The 17,240-nt window shown below is 26.6% G+C and carries 13 protein-coding genes; all 13 read right to left on the minus strand.

Going from position 1 to position 17,240, the window contains the following annotated elements; all coding sequences use genetic code 11:
* Positions 1 to 286: 286 nt before the first annotated feature.
* A complete protein-coding gene (locus tag AAT22_RS13020) occupies positions 287 to 1,378 on the minus strand; it encodes a MupG family TIM beta-alpha barrel fold protein (protein WP_047001542.1) in 1,092 nt (363 codons plus the stop codon).
* The gene (locus AAT22_RS13025) at positions 1,371 to 1,691 is read right to left on the minus strand and encodes a PTS lactose/cellobiose transporter subunit IIA (protein WP_016206497.1); all 321 of its coding nucleotides are present in this window, start codon (positions 1,689 to 1,691) and stop codon (positions 1,371 to 1,373) included. The genes AAT22_RS13020 and AAT22_RS13025 overlap by 8 nt, the downstream gene beginning before the upstream one ends.
* Positions 1,692 to 1,717: 26 nt before the next feature.
* Positions 1,718 to 2,026, minus strand: coding sequence for a PTS sugar transporter subunit IIB (locus AAT22_RS13030; RefSeq protein ID WP_016206498.1), 309 nt, complete (start codon positions 2,024 to 2,026; stop codon positions 1,718 to 1,720).
* Between the two features lie 198 nt (positions 2,027 to 2,224).
* On the minus strand, positions 2,225 to 4,957 hold the full coding sequence (locus tag AAT22_RS13035) for a sigma-54-dependent transcriptional regulator (protein WP_047001543.1): 2,733 nt from the start codon (positions 4,955 to 4,957) through the stop codon (positions 2,225 to 2,227).
* 402 nt (positions 4,958 to 5,359) lie between these two features.
* On the minus strand, positions 5,360 to 7,795 hold the full coding sequence (locus tag AAT22_RS13040; RefSeq protein ID WP_047001544.1) for a heavy metal translocating P-type ATPase: 2,436 nt from the start codon (positions 7,793 to 7,795) through the stop codon (positions 5,360 to 5,362).
* Positions 7,796 to 8,009: 214 nt separating this feature from the next.
* On the minus strand, positions 8,010 to 8,801 hold the full coding sequence (locus tag AAT22_RS13045; protein ID WP_016206500.1) for an ABC-2 family transporter protein: 792 nt from the start codon (positions 8,799 to 8,801) through the stop codon (positions 8,010 to 8,012).
* A gap of 1 nt (position 8,802) precedes the next feature.
* The gene (locus AAT22_RS13050) at positions 8,803 to 9,621 is read right to left on the minus strand and encodes an ABC-2 family transporter protein (RefSeq protein ID WP_047001545.1); all 819 of its coding nucleotides are present in this window, start codon (positions 9,619 to 9,621) and stop codon (positions 8,803 to 8,805) included.
* A gap of 3 nt (positions 9,622 to 9,624) precedes the next feature.
* Complete coding sequence (locus tag AAT22_RS13055; protein WP_047001557.1) at positions 9,625 to 10,626, minus strand: ATP-binding cassette domain-containing protein; 1,002 nt, start codon at positions 10,624 to 10,626, stop codon at positions 9,625 to 9,627.
* A gap of 209 nt (positions 10,627 to 10,835) precedes the next feature.
* A complete protein-coding gene (locus AAT22_RS13060) occupies positions 10,836 to 11,711 on the minus strand; it encodes a hypothetical protein (protein ID WP_016206504.1) in 876 nt (291 codons plus the stop codon).
* Positions 11,712 to 12,068: 357 nt separating this feature from the next.
* Positions 12,069 to 12,752 carry a response regulator transcription factor gene (locus AAT22_RS13065; protein ID WP_047001546.1) on the minus strand — a complete coding sequence of 228 codons (684 nt, stop codon included), beginning with the start codon at positions 12,750 to 12,752 and terminating at the stop codon, positions 12,069 to 12,071.
* Entirely contained in the window at positions 12,745 to 13,914 is a 1,170-nt protein-coding gene (locus AAT22_RS13070) for a sensor histidine kinase (protein ID WP_016206506.1), read from the minus strand. Before AAT22_RS13070 ends, AAT22_RS13065 begins: the two co-directional genes overlap by 8 nt.
* 196 nt (positions 13,915 to 14,110) lie before the next feature.
* Positions 14,111 to 14,917 (minus strand): cation transporter, encoded by an 807-nt coding sequence (locus AAT22_RS13075; protein WP_016206507.1) that lies wholly within the window; start codon positions 14,915 to 14,917, stop codon positions 14,111 to 14,113.
* Between the two features lie 272 nt (positions 14,918 to 15,189).
* Positions 15,190 to 16,971: a methyl-accepting chemotaxis protein gene (locus AAT22_RS13080; RefSeq protein ID WP_047001547.1), complete on the minus strand. Its 1,782-nt coding sequence runs from the start codon at positions 16,969 to 16,971 to the stop codon at positions 15,190 to 15,192.
* Positions 16,972 to 17,240: the final 269 nt, after the last annotated feature.

Below are 17,240 nucleotides of genomic sequence, written 5' to 3' on the forward strand. Positions count from 1 at the left end.
CTTTTTATATTTATGTCTTTTCTTACTTATATATAAAGCAATTTGCATGCCAACTTTTTTAAATTTGTCTTTTTCTCTAAACCATTGATATATCTAGCTTTGAGCCTATTATCTTTTACACACTTATTTTTTAACCTCTGTGTAATTGTATTACACAAATTTGTATTAAATTTTATTTGTGTAATAATATGTTAATAATTTTATGTTTTTTTTATTTTAATTTCAGTATTTACAAAAAAAATTCTGGCATAAGCCAGAATTTTTTAAACACTAGATTAAATACTATCTATTCTTTTAGTTTAAATGAGAATTTACTCCATGGCTTTATATAATCTAATAAGAATAATTCATCTTTACTTATCCTTGCAACAACATTTGTTTTTCCTATATTCTTCATATCCTTTAAAGCTATTTGTAACTCTCCTGCGTATCTAGTGTATAAATCCGTATCGATTAAAATGTCCCCTCTTTTTATATCTACCAAATTGTATGGTGGGAAGCTTTCTCCTTTATACTTAACTCTACTCTGAGTGCTTCTTGCCATATATTCTGAAGAATCACCCCTATTAAAATGGAATTCTTCTAAAACTATTTTTCTATCTAAATCCCTTATATCTTCTATCAATTCAACCGTAAACTCTAACATATTCTTATTTAATTCACTTAATGCTTTAAGTTCTTCTTCACATGCAAATGCATTTGCTATTATTACATCATCAATTAAACCTGTTGCAAATAAGTGCTTAGCTTGAACTTCTATTGGCAAATCTCTATGCATCTCTAATGTGCATAACCCTTCTGAAACTGGCCAAGGTCCATACTTTGCTGAAGGTGAATTAACAAAAGCCGCCGTTCTTATCCCTAATTCTTTAAACTGTTTACTTGAATTTATAAAATTATCATATGATAAACCTGTATATATATGTGGATAAAAATTATGACATCCATATAGATTATTTAAATTTGCCTTATATGAAAGTATATTATCTACATATTTCGTTCCATTACTTATATTCAATTCTATTTTTAGTCCGTATTCATTAAAAGTCATAACCGATTCTTCGTACCCACTAAACCCCATATCAAGTCTTATACCTGATAATCCAATTTCCTTAAATACTTTTAAATCAAATATTGATGCTTTAAGCTTATTAAATACATTTGGATCTATATCTGCTATAACTTCCATATCATATTCATTAGCCACACTTAATATTTCCTTAAATTCTTCTAATACAATATCAAGATCTTTATCACTTGCAGATATTAAACATGTAAAAATTCTTTTAAAATTATATTTTGCAGCAAGTCTTATATAATCCTTTATTTCATTAACAGAAGAATTATTAGGATATACAGAAATTCCTAGCTTATTCATTTTTACACTCCACCTTACTTAACTTTTCATGAAGATCTATAATTTCTTCTGCTAAATCCTTCACTACTATAGAAGTCATTAAATGATCTTGTGCATGTACTAATAATAATGATACTTCGCTCCTATCTCCTGCCGCTTCCTTCTGAATTAAGCTAGTTTGTGTAGCATGGGCATCACCTAAAGTTTCCTTTGACTTTTCTAGTAATTCTCTTGCTTCATCAATTTGTCCAATTTTAGCTAATTGCATAGCTTCCATTGCATAGCTTCTAGCCTCACCACTAAAGATTATTAGATTCATTATAATTTTTTCCATTGGCTCCACCCCTTTTACGTTTATTACTACTTGCTACTCATTAAAAGAGCTTGTTTTAAAACCTTCTCACCATTCATTGTTCCATAATCTACTGTATTGATTACCTCTACCGGAACCCCTAGCGGTTCAAATTTTGCTTTCATCTTACTTAATAAAAATCTAACTTGAGGTCCTAGTAATAATACATCTATTTCATTTTCGTGCTTTTTTAGTTCTGCCTCTCCAACAGCATTTATTGTACAATCAATACCTTTAGCTTTAGCTGCTGTTTGCATCTTACTAACTAATAAGGATGTTGACATTCCAGCTGAACAAACAAGTAATATTCTCTTCATTTAAATTACCTCCCTATATATAATTCCTTACACTATTTTATAAAGCAATTTTAATGCCAAATTTAATTTTATAAAATTATCATTTATTAACATAGTCAAAGGCCCTTATTTAGTCATTTTCAGTTATAAAACAATAAACTTTCAGTGTGTAAATGTTTATTACACACTTTATAAAAAGTGTCTATGAGTTTTTTGATTTTACACAGATGTTTTGTTGTTAATTACCATCTTTACTATGTGAGCCAATTCATTTTCTCCAATATTGATTTTATAATTTTCCTCTAAAATTTTTAAACATTGTTTAATAAGTATAAACTCTTTATTATTTGAATGTCTAAATTCATTTAACATAACAAAAGGAGTTTCTTTACCACCTTTCATTAATTTTTCTATTAAGAAACATGTGTGAATCATTATTCCTATTTTTACTTCATGTATCAATTTAATATTTAAATGTTCTTCTATATTAAGTAATACTTTTCTTATATTTCTTACAAGTTTATAAGAATCTATATTATCTATTTGTTTTTCCATACTTTCAATTATTTTATAATATTCTTCTTCTTGAGATATAAGTTTTTCTAAATCATCTATCCCATCCCCAGATAATATTTCTGCTGCTGATATAAAAGGTATATTTGGTACATAAGTATTCATTACTCCAACTATTGCAAGTATATTATATTTTTCACCTAAAGACTCTATATTACTATAAAAATCATCTTTATCTAGTATATTAAGTGCATGAATTTTAATATTTAATTTATTATTCATATTATTTTCTATTATTTCTTTTAATCTTTGAGCAGAACCATCCCCAGTAAAGCAAGAAGTAATCACAATATTTTCTTTTCTATCAATTTTTGATGCCGCACCTTGAACCCCATATCTTTTTATCTCTAAACAAGATTCATATATTTCTTTTAATCCTCGTCCGTTCAAAGCCTTTCTTCCAGCTTCTATAACTAGTAAAGTTGTAACCATATCAATAGCTTTTACATTGATATCAGTTTCTTCCTTTATCATATCTGCAAAATTAGTTAAAGATCCCATATCTACTAAAAGAAAAACTCCTTTACCTACATGTATTTCTTTTATTTTTTTCATTGCAATTCTATACATATCTTCTGCTTTCATACTCAAAGGCATGTCTAATGCTTCAACATATTCTTCTCCAATTAAAGAATTAGCTACTTCTACCATTGATGATGCTGTAGAATGACCATGCATTATAACTAATACAGATACTTTTTCATCCTTGATTGTATCTTTTTCATAAGGATTAGTTGCTAAAAACATAGTTATATAACCAATTTCATCTAAAGGAACTTCAATTCCAAAGCGCTTATCTATAACACTTGCAACTTCCATGGATACAATAAACTCTTTAGCATACTCACCTCTTATAAAATTTAATTTAGGATGGAATATTTTTATCCCTTGTCTTATTCTCTCTAAACTCCCTTGAATATGAAGAGCTAATCCAAAATAAACCTTTTCATCATATTCTCTATTCAACTTATTAGATGCAAATAAAAGAATCTCCTCTACTAAATCCACAATTTCCAAATCTACTATCTTTGATATTTCTTCTCGTCTAAACTTTTCAGGTAAATCTCTTATATATTTTCTAAAATATTTTTCTATATCTATATTTAAGATTTCATCAATTTCCTTTTCTTCTATTCCATCATTTTTTAGTTCTTCTATCTTTTGTTCAATTCTATCATAAAACATGGTACCTTCCTTAAATTCTTCTAAAGTCTCTCCATCTTCAATTAGTATAATTTTATTCTTATATGAAAATTTAAGAACATCTCCCATATTATTTAAAATTTCTTCTACTTCTTCTCTATATTCTTGTAACTTCATAAGTCCCATTTTTACTCTTTGATGTAAATCTTCTTGCTCAACTAATATATAGTCTTTACTCTTTGCTTTATACTTTAAAAATGCCCTTGCGCAAGAAAGTTGAATATCACTTTTTAATTGACCTATATTATTCGGACAATCATATAGTAAAAACGATATCAAAGCATTCTTATTAAAATAAATACTTTTAGATACTCTTTTTGATTCATTCTCTATAAATTCTCTAAGTAAATAATACCTTTCCTTTATATTTTTCTCTTTTAAAGATGGTAATGTTATAACCATTGGTATCCTTCTTGTAAATGTCTTAAGCAAAAAAGATTGTGGATCTTCAGTTGTAGCTGCTATAATTTGCGCCTCTACATGAACTAACTTTTCAGTATCTCCTAAAACCCTAAAATGGCCTTTATCTATATATGTAAATAGCATCTCTTGCCCCTGCGGTGATAATCTATGAATTTCATCTAAAAATAATATCCCACCATTGGCTTTTTTTAATAATCCATCTCTATCTGTGTCAGCCCCTGTATATGCTCCTTTTTTTACACCAAATATCTGAGCCATAACTAACTGAGGATTATCAGCATAATCGGCACAATTAAATCTTACAAAAGGAGCTTCATTATTTATTACTTTAGATTCCATTGCAAAATTATACATAGCTTCAGCAAACATTGATTTTCCTACTCCGGTTTCTCCTAAAATTAAAGTATGTAACCCATTAGGAGGATATAATATCGCTGCTTTAGCTTGTTGAATTGGCATTTGTAAGCTTAACTTCGAACCTACTAAAGTATCCAAGGTATTTCTTTTAAGTTCTCTATTTCTTTTCTTGGGTTCAGTACTTCCTTTTTCCTCTTTATCAACAGCACAACTATATTTAACTGGATGTCCTTCAATTTTGTTAATAACACCGCTTTTATAAAGCTGATTTAAATATCTGCTTACATTAGCTCTATCTAAGTTCATAAAAGTGCTAAGTTCAGTTGCTGTTATACTATTACTCATTTTTACTTCTAATTCCTTTAAAGCATTATAAACTTCGTTTATTTTACTCATATTTTTTCATCATGCCTCCTAATGTAAACTTTTATATAAGTTACAATAAAATCCTACACTTAACTAAGTTATTCTTAAAATTTACAGAATTTAATTAAATATAGTACTTCATCAATTTATATAAAAAGATAAATAGTGCATATGTTTTCAACTTAACTCTTCCACTTAAATAAGCTTATTAATTATTAACTTTATAAATCAATAATGATGTTAAATATTAGTTGAAACATATATATGCTTTTAATTTTAACATATATTTAATTATTTTACATTATTAATAATATTAATAAAAAAGTTTACCTTCATATGAATTTAAGGTAAACTTTTTAATTATTTATATTATTATTCTTGTTTAATTATATATAGAAATGGTAACAGCAGTTTAATTAATTTTTTTATAAACTAAATATTAGATTTAAATTTTCTAAGTCTTAATGCATTTAATAATACTGATACTGAACTTAAGCTCATAGCTCCAGCAGCTATCATTGGATTTAATAGTGGGCCTCCAAAAATATGAAGAACTCCCATTGCTACTGGTATCCCTAATACGTTGTATGCAAATGCCCAGAAAAGATTTTGTTTTATATTATTTATAGTAGCTTTACTCAATTGTATTGCTTTTATAACATCTAATAAATCACTTTTCATTAATACAATATCTGCTGATTCTATGGCTACATCCGTTCCTGAACCTATTGCTATTCCTACATCTGCTTGAACCAATGCTGGAGCATCATTAATTCCATCTCCAACCATAGCAACCTTTTTATTTTCACTTTGTAATTTTTTAACCTCGTTTGATTTATCCTCTGGTAAAACTTCTGCTAATACAATATCAATGCCAACTTCTTTAGCTATTGCTTTTGCTGTTTTTTCATTATCACCAGTTATCATTGCTACTTTTATTCCCATATTATGAATAGCTTTTATAGCTTTTTTACTATTTTCTTTTACTGTATCTGCAACTGCTATAATTCCTTTTATTTCATTATCTATAGCCAGGAACATAGGTGTTTTTCCTTCTTCTGCTAACTCATTAGATTTAGCTTGCAACTCTCCTAACTCTATACCTCTTTCAAACATTAACTTTTTATTTCCTAATGCGATGCTACTGCCCTCAATTCTTACCTCTATTCCATGTCCAGGTATTGCTTTAAAATCTTCTATGTTTTTTAAGTTAATATTTTTTTCTTCTGCGGCTTTTACTATAGCCTCACCTAGTGGATGCTCTGATCCCTTTTCTGCACTAGCAGCTAATGTTAAAATTTCTACTTCACTTATTCCTTGAGTTATTATATTAGTTACTTTTGGCTTTCCTTCTGTTATAGTTCCTGTTTTATCAAAAACTATAGTTTGAATTTTATATGCAGTTTCTAGCGCTTCTCCACCTTTTATCAGAACTCCATTTTCCGCTCCTTTCCCGGTTCCTACCATGATGGCTGTAGGCGTTGCTAATCCCAATGCACATGGGCATGCTATAACTAAAACTGCTATAAAAATGGTTAATGAAAATATTGCTGATTCGCCTGATATATACCAAGCTAAAGCCGCTATAATTGATAATGCTATTACAGTTGGTACGAAATATGCTGATATTACATCTGCAAGCTTTGCAATTGGTGCCTTTGTTCCTTGGGCATCTTCAACGAGCTTTATTATTTGAGCAAGTGCTGTATCATCTCCAACTTTAGTAGCTCTATATTTTATAAATCCTGTTTTATTAATACTTGCTCCTATTACCTTACTTCCTATACTTTTTTCAACTGGAATGCTTTCTCCTGTAAGCATAGATTCATCTATTGATGTATTACCTTCAACAACTTCTCCATCTACAGGTAACTTTTCTCCAGGCTTTACAATTACTATATCTGAAACTTTCACTTCTTCAATAGGAATGGTAAGTTCATTTCCATCTCTAATAATATTAGCAGTTTTAGGTGCTAATCCCATAAGTTTTTTTATAGCTTCTGAAGTCTTTCCTTTTGATACTGCTTCTAAATATTTTCCTAAAGTTATTAATGCAAGTATTACCGCTGCTGATTCAAAATATAAATGCATTGCATAGTCATGATCTCCCATATTTATTTTATATATAGCAAATATTCCATAAACCACTGCTGCTGATGTTCCTATAGCTATTAAAGAATCCATATTAGGACTTAATTTAAATAAATTTTTAAAACCTATCATATAAAACTTATATCCTACTATTATCACAGGTACAGTTAATACAAGTTGTATTATTGCAAAATTCAAGGGATTCATCATAGGATCAATAATTTCCGGTAAACGCATTCCTGCCATATGTCCCATTGTTATTATTAGTAATGGAACTGTAAATATAATAGATAAAATAAATCTATACCAAAGCTTCTTATGCTCGGGAATCTTTTTTTCCAGACCATCTTTCTTTTCTTCCACTATTAATTTATATCCTGCTTTTTCTACTATATTTTTTAAATCATTAACAGATATTTTATTTTCATCAAAAGTTATATTTAGTTTTTCTGTAGCAAAATTTACTGATGAATTTACAACTCCATCAGCCTTTTTAGTGACTCTTTCAACTCTATTTGCACAAGCTGAACATGTCATTCCTTCAACTTTAAAGCTATAATTCTTAGTGTTCTTTTCTACTCCGTATCCTGCTTTTTCAATAGCCTTTTCAATATCAGAACTATTTACTTTATCATTATCATATTGAACACTCAATGTTTCTGTAGCAAAATTAACATTTGCTTTATCTACACCTTCAAGTTTATTTATTACTCTTTCAACTCTACTGGCACAAGCAGTACATGTCATACCTGATATTTTAACTTTTTCTACTTTCATTTTTACCCTCCTTCACCACCCCCCAGGGGTGTGGTATAATTTTATTATACTATTTATCTTTATAATGTCAATAACAATTCTCATTAATTAATATAATATTATTTTTACCAATAACCAAAAAAAAATTAATTTAGAAAACTTAAATAAGAGTTTCTAAATTAATTTTTTTTATAACTTATATATTCTTAAAGTTAATTTTTTTACCTTTAACACTTTAACTTCCTGCACTTTCATATACACTAATACCCTTTAACCATATTTTATATGATACTATTATTGATAACAAACTTACAACAAACGGCAAAAAAATCCCAGTTAAGATACTTCCCTTTCCAATAAAATATGAACCTGGATAATATCCAGTAAATGCAAAGGGGATAATAAATGTCAAAATAAACTTTATAGCACTTGGATAAATACTTACAGGATATTTTGCAAAAGTACTTATTTGATATGCCATAAACATATATGATTGTGAAAATTTCACCCAAAAGGCTATTGATGCTGTTGCAAGTTTTATTGATGTATATATTAAAGTTGCACAAATAATTACAAAAATAAATTCTAATATTTGTATTGATGTATAAGAAGTATTTAAATTTATTGATGATGTTATTAACAAAATAAAACCTATTATAACCTCTCCAAATCCATCTGGCTGAAAGCTTTCGGATATAACCTGAAATAATGGATTTATTGGTCTTAATAAATATTTATCAAATTCACCTTTAACTATGGTTTTCCAACTAAATATCCATAAATAATCAGTAAATATATGATCTATTCCCCTAGGAATTTGAGCAAACCCATAAATAAATAAAATTTCATAAAAGCTCCATCCATCTAATGTAGGTATAACATTGAAAATTAATTTTATAAATATAACTCCAGCTAATTGAACCAAAATAAATCCAATCAGTCCTAATACAAAATCAATTCTATATTCCATTAATGTTTTTATATATTGTTTAAGAAATTTTGAGTATAACTTTATATATTTAGCCATTTTATCCTCCTAATATACTTAATTCTTTTATTAAAGATTTCCACATTTGTCTACTAATAATTATAAGTATTATTATCCACAAAATTTGAATAGATATTGCTTTAATAATTTCAATATTAGTTAGTTTTCCCAGATATATCATACTTGGTGTATATATCATAGAACTAAAAGGCAGGAAATTGAAAATTCCTTGTATCCAACTTGGAAAGAATACCATTGGTATTAAAGCCCCAGATAATAACTGAGATATAGCATTCATAATTTGAGTTAATCCCCACATATTTGTTATTTTAAAAGATAATAACCCAAACATATAACTATAATAAAAATTAATAATAAACCCAGCCAAAATACTAATAATATATAAAATTGTATTTGCCACAGAAAATTTACCACTATAATTAATTTGTAATATAGTTATTAATATAAATCCTATAAAAAATACAACTATAAAGCTATACATTAAGTTTCCTAGGGATTCAAAAAACATTCTCTTTTCGTAATTTATTGGCCTAATTAGATTTATAGCTACAGAGCCGTCCTTCACTTCTCTACTTATTGAATATCCTATATCGGAATTTATAATTACAGATGTTATAAATGATATAAGAACATACACTATCATCTCATTTAAGCTAAACCCTTTAATAATCATGCTATCAGAACTTCTATATATAGCCTTCCATAAATAAAATGTTACAAATAATAGCATAAGTTCTCCTAAGAAAAAGATTATAGCATTTGCCCTATATGAAAGATTTTTTTGAAATGTATTTTTTGTAAAGGTTAAATATGATTTTATGTCAAAAATAGACTTCAATATTTACACCTCTTTTCTATATATCTTTTTTATAATATCTTCAATACTTGTCTCAAGTATTGAAAAATCTAAAACATTGAATTTAGATATTATTTTAGATATTATTTCTGCTTGGTTAGTAAAGTTTCTATTAAATCTAACAATAATCTTATTATCTAAAGCATTTATTTCCAAGTTTTCTTTACTAATTTTCATTTCATCATTAATATCAAAGTTTTCATATCCATTTAAACTTTTAACTAAAATCTCTATAGTTGTTATATATCCGTAGTTATCTTTAATATCTTTTAAGCTACCATCGTATATCTTAGTTCCATTGTCTATTATAATTATTCTATTACATAATTCTTCTATATCATTTAAATCATGAGTTGTTAGAATAACTGTAGTTCCATATTTCTTATTAATTTCTTTTATTGCGCTTCTAACTTTTTCTTTTACCACTACATCTAATCCTATTGTTGGCTCATCTAAATATACAATTTTAGGATTATGTAACAATGCAGCTGCTAAATCAGCCCTCATTCTTTGACCAAGCGATAATGTTCTTACTGGACTTAAGATAAATTCACTTATTTCTAAAACTTCATTTAAGAACCCCATTCTTTCTTTATAATCGTTATCATTAACGTCATAAATGTCTTTCAATAAAGAGAATGTTTCAGATAGTGGTAAGTCCCACCATAATTGCGTCCTTTGTCCAAATACAACTCCTATATACTTAGCATTTTTTTCTCTATCTTCATATGGAATTAATCCGTTTATTAAAACCTTCCCAGATGATGGAGTTAAAATCCCTGTCATCATTTTAATGGTAGTAGACTTGCCTGCACCATTTGCCCCTATATATCCTACTATTTCTCCATCTTCTATTTCAAAACTAATATCATCAACAGCTTTTTTAATAACATACTCCCTAGAAAAAAATGATTTTATAGCCCCCTTAAATCCCGGATACTTTTTACTACTTTTAAATTCCTTACTTAAATTTTCAACTTTTATCATATACTCACCTATCTTCATTATTAAAGGAAATATTTTCAACTTATTCTACTCTCTTCATACTATCCAGTCAATAAATACATTTATATATACATTTTTTTGTATTTTAGTACAATTTATATATTACCTATGTGTTTTATTATCTAAAATTATCAAATTTATTCTTCTCATAAAATAATAAAGCCACCTATAAATAGGTGGCTAAAATATTACTATTTTACTGAATCTAAAACGTCTTGTACAGCTTTTACATAAGTTCCAACTTTAATTGATACTCCTGATACTGCATCTGTATTTCCATCATCATTAGTTAATTTAACTTTTGAAAGGTCAAAGTTATTTTTAACTATAAACTCTTCTAATAATGCCATTTGTTCATGCCAATGTTTAGCTTCTCCTTCTTTCATTACATACTTACCTTCTTCAGAAGCCTTTTTCTTCATTGAACCGTCTTCTTGCTTAACATCAACATTAACTGCTACTGGTTTTCCATGGTTAAATACAACTTTTGTAACTACCATGTCTTTTTTTGCTCCACTTGGATCATATGGAGTTTCTGCTATTTTAGCTCCTGTAAATCCACTTTCTAATTCTTTACCTTCTTTAACTGCATCTAAAACTTCTTTAACTGTATTTACGTATGCTCCAACCTTAATTGATACTCCTGATACTGCATCTGTATTTCCTTCTGCATTAGTTAATTTAACCTTAGATACATCAACCTTATTTTCATTTAAGAAGGCTTCTAACAACTCCATTTGCTCTCCCCAGTTCTTAGCTTCTCCTTCTTTCATTACGTAATTACCTTTTTTAGCTTCTTCTTTTTTCATTGTTCCATTTTCTTGACGTACATCAATTGAAACCTTTACTGCTTCTCCATCCTTAAACTCAACTTCTGTAACTATAACATCACCTTTTTTACCTGTTGAATCATATAATGCCTCATAAGTTTTTGTTCCTGTGAATTTCTCACTTTGTTGGTTTGAAGTTGAACCGTTATTATTTGAATTTGAAGTTTCCTTACTTCCACAACCAACTAATAACGCCATTGATAATAAACATACAGCTATAATTTTTTTTGATTTCATAAAATTATCCCCCTTAAATGAAATTTACAAGATAATTTTATACTGACTTTGTAATTTTTTCAACAATATTGTTAAATTGTTGTCTTTATTAAATATAATAATTTCATTTATTTGTATATTATAAATTAATACTTTATTACTAATATATGTATTTTTTTGATTATTTTTTGCATATGCAATCGTTTTATTGATATATTACTATATTTCATTAATTTTAATCTTATATTTTATAATATATATTTCATATTATAAAATTAAGTGTAAACGTATTTCGAATTTAATTTTTTGTTGTTTTTTTAACAGTATACCTTTATTTTAGATAAATTGCGTATAAATAAATTAGAATTCTAGCAATTATTACAATTTATTTTCATAAAATTCTTCTATATTATTACGAATTGCATATATTGTAGCTTGAACTCTATCATCAACCTCTATTTTTTTAAATATACTTGTAATATAATTTTTTACTGTTTTTTCGGATAGAAACAATTTATCTGCTATTTCTTTATTCTTTAACCCCTTAGAAATTTCATATAATATACTCAATTCTCTATTGGTTAATGATTCTAAGTTTTCTGTTTCCTTGTTCTTTATCATATTATTATTACTCTTTTTTATATCTAAAAATATAGCTTTTATTAAGGAATTATCTATATATTTTTCTCCTATATACACACTTCTTATTGCTCTTACAATTTCAGTTCCTGCTGATTCCTTTAAAATATATGCGTCAGCCCCTATATCTATAGCTTCCATTATAGTTTTTCTATCATTTTCTACAGTAAGCATTACTACTTTTATATTTAAATATATTTTTTTTAATATCTTCAATGTATCTAATCCATTTTTTATTGGCATATTTATATCTAATAAAACTACATCAGGAATGTTTTCTTTTAAGGAATTCAACATTTCTTCCCCATTTTTAAATTGTCCAACTATTAAAAGATCCTCTTCAAAGCTTATTATTCTATTTAACCCTTCTCTTATTAAATCATGATCATCCACTACCATAACACTAATTTTATTATCAATCATTACTTTTTACCTTTCTACTTATTGGAAGTTTTATTTTATATATTGTTCCTTGTCCCTCAGAAGATTTCAATTCTATTTTACCTCTTAATTGTTTCACTCTCTCAAATATACCTATTAAACCATAGCGATTTCCTTTTTGTTTTGTACTCAGTAAGGTTTCTTTAACATCAAAACCTCTTCCATCATCTTGAATATAAATAAATATATACTCTTTTGTATAATTAATTCTTATTTCGGCATTCTTAGAATTAGAGTGTTTCTTAATATTATGCAATATTTCCTGAATAATTCTGTACACAGCAATTTGTATTATATTTTCTACTTTAAATTCAGATTCCTCAATAAAAAGATTTATTTTTATATCATTTTCTGATGAAATAATATTTTTCATTTCTTTTATAGAATTATTTAATCCATGCTCTTCAAGTGATAATGGTCTTAAATCGTATATTATTCCTCTGACTTCTTTTAAAGCCGTTCTTACATTTGATTTTAAGTCATCTAATTCCCTTATTCCTTTTTCTAAATCTTTTCTTAGAACTACTTTACAAAAATCTATTCTCATCATGGCATTTGCAATATATTGTGCTGGGCCATCATGTATCTCTCTTGCAATTCTTTTTCTTTCTAATTCCTGATTTTCTAATATTTTTATTCCAGTTATCATTTCATTTTTTTCATCTTCATCATTTATACTATCTAATACTTTTCCATCTAAATATCCTAAGGCAATATTTATCTGATTAACAGCACTTTGAGCTTCTTCTATACTTAAATTATAAACTTTTAAAGTTCTTTCTAGAGAATCCCTTTTAGATATAAGATCCTTTTCTTCATTTTGCTTAGTTATATATTTTACTCGTATATCTAAGGCTTCTTCGTATATCTGTTTAAACATATCTGAGTTTGTTTGATGTGTTTTTTTAGACTCTTCTACTAATTTATTCCTCATCAACTTGTCTATTTTTTCTAAATAATCTACATCCTCAATAACTTTTTCTAGTCTTTTTTTTATATCAATAAGTTCTCTTTTTTTCACATCCACTTCATCTCTCATGCGATCTGCAATATGGAATATCTTGCCCTTACCTGAGTTTATTTCTTCTATAACTTCATCTACTATTTCCCTTACAGTATAATTACAATACTTATCTTTTATCATAATACCTCCAGCTATATTTATTGGTTAAAACATCAAATATAACATTAAAATACCATAAAATTATTGATTAGTAAAATGTTTGAATAAAAGTTTAAACTCTATAAAAATATATTTAAAATATAAAACAAAAAAAATTAATAATTAAAAATAATATTATTTTTAATTATTAATTCTACTGTCTTAGCTATAGCAAATATTATATAGCCCATTTTCTATTTTCGGTAAAGGATACATTCATCCACTTTTTCAAATCAAAATGATTAGTGTTTTTATCTATTATTTCTCTTACCTTATCCATATCTTCTATTGATTTTATCTTTGAATCTTTTGATACAATAAAATCTATTTCTATTCTAAGTTCTCTCCCTACCTTAGCTACTCTTGCTATAGAATCTTCTAATTCATATTCTTTTTGTATCTCTTTTACTAAAGCATTTATATCATAATTAATTTGTTCATCAGCTGTAGAATTGCTTATTTCTCTAAAAGCATCAATTATGGAGGTTATAGGCATCCTTAAAAATATTGCAGAACTTAAAATAACCATTCCTGGATCTACATAACTTGATAATGTTGCTAGTCCAATACTCTTTAGAAGTATTGATAATAAAAATCCTACTAAAACTCCTACACTTAACATAGCATCCATAAACCACTGACTACTTTCAACTTTAACTATTTCAGAATTAAGATTTTTTGATGATTTTCTCATATATAAATATACTAAAGTACATCCAATAGATGAAATTAATGCATATCCTAATGCAAAACCTGCTTCTACATCATTACCTCCATTTAAAATTTCTTTTATAGAAGATATCATGTTTATAGAACAAGTTATTAGTAATACTAACGACTTAATTATTACTAATAGCGGTTCTAGTGTTGCCTTTCCAAAAGGGTAATTATTAAAATCATTTTTATTTATAAAATTAGTAGTAATAATTGCAAATAATGCTAATCCTAGACTTACTAATGAGTATAATCCATCAAAAGTTATCATTTCTGAATGTATAGCTCATCCCCATGCAATACCTAAGATAGCGAAGAACAATCCACCTATTGCTGAAAACTTAAGAATTTTGTTTTCCGCTTTCATAATATCACTCCTTCGACCTGAAATTCTTATGATATCATTTTACTCTTTTAAGGAGCTTTGTTCTATTCATATAGATGTTCTATATATTCTATTAATATGACTATTTATAATTTAATGATTTTAATGAGAAAGCATAAAAGTACATTATATATCTTGTATTTATACCTTAAAAGATATTATTTTATTCTAAATTTGTTTATTTCCATATTTTTTTCATTTGTACTTGCATTTAATTCTTCACCAACTTCAGCAACTCCTTGAGCCATAGAACTAAGTTCCTCTGAAAAACTTTTAATTTCTTCTGAAGAATGAGATATCTCTTCTAATAATACTATTGATTTTTCTATAGAATCTATTATCATATTTTTTTCTGATGATACCATATCCATTTTATTATTAACATCAGTCATTTTAGGAATTATCTCAATTATTTGATCTACTATCTCTTTAAATGATAGTATTGATTTATCTATAACACCATATTGGTTAGATAACTTTTCATTCATAATTTCCGATGTATTTTTCACATCATTTCCTTCTTTTATTACAGTAGTTAAAAGATTATCTATGTTAAGGGAAGAGTTTTTAACTTCTTCTGCTAGTTTTCTTATTTCATTAGCTACTACTGCAAACCCTCTTCCTGCTTCACCTACTCTAGCAGCTTCAATAGATGCATTTAATGCTAAAAGATTAGTTTGATCTGCTATAGAATCAATAAAAATAGCTATATCTTTTATCTTTTCTAATGAGTAATATAATTCTCCTAACTCATTATTCATATAAGATGAATAATTTTGTATATCGGTCTTTGAATCTTTAAGCATTACTAAATCTTCTTTATTAGTACTTAGTTGCCTATTTACATTATTTAAAAGATGATTTGTTTCATTAATCAATGACTTTACCTCTTGAATTGATATTTCAAATCCATTAAGTAAATTACTAATTTCCTTTGCTCCTTCATTTTGAATATATATATTCGAATCGACTTCTTGAATTGTTGCTGTTACTTCTTGTGATGATGCTGCCATTTCTTTACTTGATTGAGAAAGTTTTTCTATATCTGTTAATTCTTTGTTTGATAAATATAGAATTTTATCTATCATTGCTGAAATTTTCAATTGTAAATCATTAATATAGTTTCCGATTAACTTAATTTCATCATTACTTTTAACTTCTACAACTTTTGTTAAATCCCCATCAGAAATTGTAATAAGTCCATTTATAACTGTCCTTACATTTTTATTAATATTTGTTGATAAAATAAATGATACTATTCCATAAACAATAATTAAAATAATTGATAATACTCCAAGCTGAACTAGTATAACATCTCTAGCACTTATAATATTAGTGATATCTTCTGATATTTCCAATAAAGCAGTAATTTTGCCATTCATGTCTTTAATCGGATAATACGCTTTTATTAAGGTTTTATCTTTATCCTTAAACTGTGTAGATATTATTTCACCATTAAAAGAGTCTTTTATTGCAGTAGTTGACTCTACTTTTTTGCTGAAGTTTAATAAGTTATTTGCTGTATCTACTATTATTTCTACTTTTTCTTCATTTCCTTTTGTTAATATTGATGCATATATAATATTTTCATTACTTCTTGCATTTGATAAATCACTCTTTAATTTTTTATAATCATAACTTCCAGTTGCCCTGTCCTTTATCACTGTATCTATATCAGCTGTTGATATACTTCCTTTTATATTTTTCCCCTTAGATAGTACATCTTTTTCTATAGAGTTTAATAAGTTTCTAAATATAAGTACATTTATACTTAATAATATAAGCATAGCAATAATAGTAACACTGACTGTTATGCTAAATATTTTTTTCCCAATTGTATTCATTTTTTTACTTTTCTTTATTTTTTTCTCTTTTATCTTTGTGTTTTCTTTTGCTATCTTATGTTTTTTTCTTTTTTTATTTATCCTTATCTTTTTCATTTTACGCTGCCCCCTATTTGTAAATATTTATTACCAGTATGTTATAATTTTAATCATTTAGCAACTTTTTGTAAATATTTATACTTGTATAAATGATTAAAAAATAATTTAGTTATGTTAATAATATTCTTTTTTAATCGCCATATAAAAATTAAATTCCTTGCATTTAATTTTTTATTCGTATCTTATAATCAAATCTTTAATTTTTTTTCTTTTATACATAAAATAAAATATGTATATTTTTAGTAATTTTTCCCATAAATTCTTGA

The sequence above is a fragment of the Clostridium sp. C8 genome (assembly GCF_001010885.1).
GTDB lineage: Bacteria > Bacillota > Clostridia > Clostridiales > Clostridiaceae > Clostridium > Clostridium sartagoforme.

Excerpts from the sequence above, each read along its gene's own strand:
- AAT22_RS13020 (WP_047001542.1), bottom strand. The coding sequence starts at position 1,378 with ATGAATAAGCTAGGAATTTCTGTATATCCTAATAATTCTTCTGTTAAT.
- AAT22_RS13025 (WP_016206497.1), bottom strand. The coding sequence starts at position 1,691 with ATGGAAAAAATTATAATGAATCTAATAATCTTTAGTGGTGAGGCTAGA.
- AAT22_RS13030 (WP_016206498.1), bottom strand. The coding sequence starts at position 2,026 with ATGAAGAGAATATTACTTGTTTGTTCAGCTGGAATGTCAACATCCTTA.
- AAT22_RS13035 (WP_047001543.1), bottom strand. The coding sequence starts at position 4,957 with ATGAGTAAAATAAACGAAGTTTATAATGCTTTAAAGGAATTAGAAGTA.
- AAT22_RS13040 (WP_047001544.1), bottom strand. The coding sequence starts at position 7,795 with ATGAAAGTAGAAAAAGTTAAAATATCAGGTATGACATGTACTGCTTGT.
- AAT22_RS13045 (WP_016206500.1), bottom strand. The coding sequence starts at position 8,801 with ATGGCTAAATATATAAAGTTATACTCAAAATTTCTTAAACAATATATA.
- AAT22_RS13055 (WP_047001557.1), bottom strand. The coding sequence starts at position 10,626 with ATGATAAAAGTTGAAAATTTAAGTAAGGAATTTAAAAGTAGTAAAAAG.
- AAT22_RS13060 (WP_016206504.1), bottom strand. The coding sequence starts at position 11,711 with ATGAAATCAAAAAAAATTATAGCTGTATGTTTATTATCAATGGCGTTA.
- AAT22_RS13065 (WP_047001546.1), bottom strand. The coding sequence starts at position 12,752 with ATGATTGATAATAAAATTAGTGTTATGGTAGTGGATGATCATGATTTA.
- AAT22_RS13070 (WP_016206506.1), bottom strand. The coding sequence starts at position 13,914 with ATGATAAAAGATAAGTATTGTAATTATACTGTAAGGGAAATAGTAGAT.
- AAT22_RS13075 (WP_016206507.1), bottom strand. The coding sequence starts at position 14,917 with ATGATAACTTTTGATGGATTATACTCATTAGTAAGTCTAGGATTAGCA.
- AAT22_RS13080 (WP_047001547.1), bottom strand. The coding sequence starts at position 16,971 with ATGAAAAAGATAAGGATAAATAAAAAAAGAAAAAAACATAAGATAGCA.